This window comes from Lentilactobacillus sp. TOM.63 (assembly GCF_030361045.1).
GTDB lineage: Bacteria > Bacillota > Bacilli > Lactobacillales > Lactobacillaceae > Lentilactobacillus > Lentilactobacillus dabitei.
On record NZ_JAUCAP010000116.1, the window covers coordinates 1 to 4,901 of the forward strand.

Annotated in this window: 3 protein-coding genes and 1 pseudogene; all 4 read left to right on the top strand. The window is 41.3% G+C overall.

Going from position 1 to position 4,901, the window contains the following annotated elements; all coding sequences use genetic code 11:
• Positions 1–317 precede the first annotated feature (317 nt).
• Entirely contained in the window at positions 318–2,204 is a 1,887-nt protein-coding gene (locus QUF07_RS13165) for a DUF2264 domain-containing protein (RefSeq protein WP_217164973.1), read from the top strand.
• A gap of 215 nt (positions 2,205–2,419) precedes the next feature.
• Positions 2,420–3,415 (top strand): LacI family DNA-binding transcriptional regulator, encoded by a 996-nt coding sequence (locus QUF07_RS13170; protein WP_289427848.1) that lies wholly within the window; start codon positions 2,420–2,422, stop codon positions 3,413–3,415.
• Positions 3,416–3,870: 455 nt separating this feature from the next.
• The gene (locus QUF07_RS13175) at positions 3,871–3,996 is read left to right on the top strand and encodes a hypothetical protein (protein WP_263862423.1); all 126 of its coding nucleotides are present in this window, start codon (positions 3,871–3,873) and stop codon (positions 3,994–3,996) included.
• A 326-nt stretch (positions 3,997–4,322) separates the two neighbouring features.
• A pseudogene (locus tag QUF07_RS13180) lies at positions 4,323–4,826 on the top strand (sugar-binding domain-containing protein); the annotation flags it as partial.
• Positions 4,827–4,901 lie beyond the last annotated feature (75 nt).

A 4,901-nucleotide genomic window follows, 5' to 3' on the forward strand; every position in this document is an offset into this window, starting at 1 on the left:
AGATAAAAACATACCCGTCAGTTTTCGAAAAAACACGAAAACTGACGGGCTTTTAATGAACTATGAATAATTCAGGCATTCTTATATTGATAAAACTTGCGGAAAACGGCTGATCCCCGCCATTTAAGCTAAAAAAGTAATGCATTCTGGTTTTGGGATGCATTACTTTTTTTGGCTTAAATTCTAGGATCAAATCACCTTTCGTCCCAATTTATTTTAGGAAAAAGAAGTAAAGCAACCTTGCGTTTTAGTAAAAACAGATGTATTCTAAAGTCGTTAAAACGCTTACATGAGATGGAAATACGAGGTGTTTTTAGTTGAAACGGAAATTATTTAACGAACAGATTAAAGAAAATCCATTGCGCAGTAAAGCCGATGTGAAGGCGGCGTTGGTTGACATTTTAACTCCTGCAATGGAAGTCCTCAGTCAGCAAAAGCGAAAAGGCCGTTTTCGGATGAGTGACAGCGGAGCCGTTTATATTCAGGATAAGACTGAAGTGGAAGGCTTTATGCGGTTGCTTTGGGGCCTTGGCCCATTCTTTAGTGATCCGAAGCGGATTTACGAAAAGCCGGATTGGTACGAACTAACCACTCAAGGCATTATTGCCGGGACTGATCCCAATTCTCCCGACTATTGGGGTGGTGATTTAGGCGACTATGATCAGGTCTTCGTTGAAATGGGTGCCCTGACGGCTTTCTTATACGAAACCAAAGCAACGTTCTGGGACAACCTTTCCGTGCCAAAGCAGAAGACGATCGTTAAATGGATGGATCAAGTGAACCATAAGACGATCCCAAAGACCAACTGGTTATTTTTCCGGGCGATGGTCAACCAGTTTATCGACGATTCCGGTTATATGGATAATTCCGAGTTAATCGATGCTGACTATGCAATCACCAATAAGCAATATCTTGATCACGGCTGGTCGTATGATGGTTATGTCAACCAGATTGATAACTACATTCCATTTGCTTATCAGTTCTTTACGATCCTGACGGTTGGCTTGGCCGATACCGATAATCAACAATCCCAATTGTTGAAAGAACGGGCTAAGGCCTTTGTTCCAAGTTACGCCAACTGGTTTGCAGCGGATGGTGCGGCACTGCCATTTGGCCGCAGCCTTGATTATCGGTTCGCCCAAGCAGCCTTTTGGGCAGCCTATGCGTACGCCCACGTTGATTTGCCAGCCGGATATAGCTTAGGTGATATCAAGCACTTGTTACTGAATAATCTGCGTTGGTGGTTTAAGCAAAATATTTTTCAAAGTGATGGCTTGATTCCAATTGGTTATGCCTATCCAAATATGAACTTTGCGGAAGGCTATAATGGGCCAGCCTCAGCTTATTGGGCGTTGAAGACGTTTATTTTCTTCGCCTTACCGGATAATGATCCATTCTGGACAACTAAGGAAAGCGACGACTTCAAGTTTGAAGCGCTCAAGAAACAACCAGAACCTCGCATGTTAATTGCTCACAGCCAAAATGGTTTGGAGGTACAATCGTTTACGGCTGGTCAGCACTCTCATGAACATGCTCATGGGGAAGATAAGTACGAAAAGTACGTTTATTCGACCACCTTTGGTTTCAGTACTGCCAAGGGAACGACGCTTTTGAAGCAAGGCGCGTATGACAATACGCTGGCTGTTTCTGAAAGCGACAACTGGTGGCGAACTGCTTTCAAGTACGAAGATTACGCAGTTCATGATAATTACGTTTATTCTGACTGGAAGCCTTGGGACGATGTTGAAATTAAGAATTACGTCGTGCCAGCAATGCCATGGCATGTCCGGGTTCACCAAATTGATACCAAACGGACCCTGCATTTGGCTGAAGGTAGCTTTGCAGCGCCCGACTACGGCAAAGATTATCAAAAAGAAATCTCAAGCATCGCAGATAATGCCGTCTTCTATAAAACTGAGGTCGGGATTACCGGAATCGTTGGTCTGTCAAAAGAATTGACTGCTGAACTATCGGTCCCAGAACCTAATACAAATTTATACTTCCCAAAGACAAAGATCCCATTACAGACAGGAGTCTTAAAGCCGGGCAAGTACACCCTGATTTCTCTTTATTTGGGGGATCGAGAGTTAGAGTCCTTGGATGATGATGGTAACTTAGTGATTCCTAAGGTAAAATTGGTAGGCAATCAATTGTCAATTTTGTTTAAGGATCATGATGTGACCGCAACCCTGACAGAATTCTAGATCGTGAATGATTACACCATTGTCATCAAAAGGCTGTCCCTAAAGGAAATACTTAGGTAACGGCCTTTTTGTTTTTGGTAAACTTTTAGTAGATTAAACGTTCAGATTGTTTATTCGATGTTGAACAAGTGGTAAACTAAAACGGTATTGATGGACGAATAAATTAAGGACGAATTTTTGAGGATTAATAATATGATGAATATTAGGGTGGTAAGATGACAACAATCAAAGACGTGGCAAAGGAAGCCGGAGTTTCAATTTCGACAGTTTCAAGGATTCTGAATTTTGACGATACTTTGTCGGTTGGTGATGGTACGCGTCGTAGGGTGCTAGAGGTTGCTGAAAGGTTGCAGTATAAAAAGCGAACTAAGCACACGCCCAAAGCCAGTAAAGAAATTGCGGTCGTTCAATGGCATTCAGATAAAGAAGAGCTAAACGATCTTTATTATTTGCAAATCCAGTACGGAATTGAGAACCGGGCGGCAACGCTTGGAACTTCAATTGAGCGGATTACTTACGAATCAATTGATAAGAATAAAATGAAAAAGTTCAGTGGCATTATTGCTGTTGGTAAATTTGATAAGACAGAAGTCACCGAGCTTCAATCCTACGGGTTGCCGCTTATCTTTATTGGTGAAAATTATCTGGCATACGGGTGCGACTGTGTCCGCAGTGATTTTGAAACACCAGTTATGAAAATTGTGGACCGATTCATTGACCGGGGAATTGATGATATTGGCATGATCGCTGGTAAAGAACAGACGACTACCGAGAAATTGGGCGTTCGGAATCCACGAGTAGCCACCTTTAATAGTTATTTAAAGCAAAAAGGCTTATACAATGAGGACTTTGTCTTCCAAGGCCCATTTGGTCCAGACTCGGGCTACACATTGATGACCCAAGCCATTCAAAAATTGGGTAAGAAATTACCTCATGGATTCATGATCGGCAGTGATTCAATGGCCGTTGGTGTTTTGCGAGCACTTCAGCATAATAAAATTGATGTTCCCGATCGGGTTAGCCTGATTAGCTTTAACGATGTGGCGATTGCCAAGTACACCAGTCCAGCCCTGACAACGGTTCACGTTCACACAGAATTAATGGGTGAACGGGCGATTGAAATGCTTGACCAACGCATGAAAGAACCCAAGAAGATCCCTGAATTGACCGTAATCGCAACGGAACTGATGGAGCGGGAAAGTAGCCTGTAGACCGTATCTTAAGAAATTTTGTCGGCAGAGTTCAGTGAAACCAGATGTTGTCCTCAAACAGTAACAACCCGAGCCCGTTTTGATGAATGAACACGCTGCAATTATCTGCATTGATGATCATTTTCAAAGTCAGGTTCCAATTAGATAAAATTAGAGATTGGGATTAGGCGATTTGATCCAGAATTTAACGAAAATGACCAATTATTCCTGATTTTGGAATAGTTGGTCATTTTTGTTAAATGGCAGGGATCAGCCGCTTGGCGCCGCTTTTATCTAGGTGGCTATGGTGATCTATGTGAATGATCATCGATTGAAAATTAACAGATGTTCCAGCCTCTTTTTTTCATGAAAAAGTTTTTAAGCAAATCATTTAACGAAGGCCGCTCAGGACTACTATACTAAGAATTGCGGAAAAGATTAAAAGTTTCACAGAATTGAAAGAGGAGGAATTGACTATGAAAACACTTAAGAATATTTTAGTTCGCGTTAACGAACGAAAGAATGGCCGTTTGGTATCAAAGCAAGGTAAGTTGGATAATCGTCTATTTTGGAATCAGGTTATTACTCGTGATGAAAAATAATAGTGTGATCAATCAATGACGCATCCCTTCGAAATTGAAGTGGATGCCTTTTTTGATCCTAAACAAATGTCTCAACCGTTGGGCTTTACTAAATTGGGAGCTCATCAAAATAGTGAGTACATAAGCCTGCAAATCGGTTAGTCAGCCAATAACGGCCCAATTAATTTTCGATGTGATGATTCTTTATCCACAAAAGTTTTTGTAAATTAGCAATTTATTTTACTAAAATATGTTGACTATCAGCCATTCAATAGTAAACTTAAGTTGTTGAATAAAGAAAGCGTTTACTTTAATTTAAATTTGTTATCATGAAAGGATCAATCACAATGGAAAAAGATCTGTTATATCCTGTTACCAATGCATATCGTGAGAATCAAAAGTTGGATGGCCTCTGGGATTTTAAGTTTGACCCTGCCTCTGAAGGCGAAGCAAACGGGTGGCCAACTGGCTTGGAGGACCCAATTAAGATGCCGGTTCCTGCCAGCTTCAATGATTTCTTTACTGATAAAGACGCTCGTGAATATACAGGTGATTTTTGGTACCTAAAAAAATTCTTTGTGCCAAACTATTTTGAAGGCAAAAAGGTCGGTATTCGATTTGGCGCTGCGACCCACCGGGCAAAGGTTTTTGTGAATGGTCAAGAAATTCGGTCTCACGAAGGTGGTTTTTTACCATTTACCGCTGATATCACGGATGCCGTTAAGCTGGGTGAAGACAATGTGGTTGCCGTGAAAATTAATAATGAACTCCACCGGGATGCACTGCCGGCTGGGGATACGATTACTTTGAAAAATGGCAAGAAGATGGCCAAACCGTTTTTTGATTTTTATAAGGTAGATTGTAAAATTAATCCGAACGCTGTTCGGACAAAAAAGATCAGCTTCCTTTAAAATGGTGTTTACCAC

What these genes read in the sequence shown, in the direction of transcription:
- QUF07_RS13170 (WP_289427848.1), top strand. Translation starts at nt 2,420, where the DNA reads ATGACAACAATCAAAGACGTGGCAAAGGAAGCCGGAGTTTCAATTTCG.
- QUF07_RS13175 (WP_263862423.1), top strand. Translation starts at nt 3,871, where the DNA reads ATGAAAACACTTAAGAATATTTTAGTTCGCGTTAACGAACGAAAGAAT.